The 276-nt window shown below is 56.9% G+C and carries 1 protein-coding gene; it reads left to right on the top strand.

The genetic code is table 11. The features are described from left to right. On the top strand, nucleotides 1-276 hold a 276-nt coding region (locus tag EOD29_RS31605; RefSeq protein WP_206520544.1), incomplete at both ends, for an alpha-D-ribose 1-methylphosphonate 5-phosphate C-P-lyase PhnJ.

Genomic DNA, 276 nt, shown 5'->3' on the forward strand with positions numbered 1-276 from the left:
TCCAGCGCATGCATCTTGCGCTGGAAGAATACGGCCTTATGCATGTGAAACTCTACGAGGATATCGCCCGCAACGGCCGCATCGCCACCACCTATGCCTATCCGGTCAAGGTACATGGGCGTTATGTCATGGATCCCTCGCCGACGCCGAAATTCGATAATCCCAAGATGCACAGGTCGGAAGCGCTGCAGCTTTTCGGCGCCGGTCGCGAAAAGCGCATCTATGCCGTGCCGCCCTATACCGATGTCGTCAGCCTGGATTTTGAGGACCATCCCT

It is taken from the genome of Mesorhizobium sp. M1A.T.Ca.IN.004.03.1.1 (assembly GCF_003997555.1).
Lineage (GTDB): Bacteria > Pseudomonadota > Alphaproteobacteria > Rhizobiales > Rhizobiaceae > Mesorhizobium.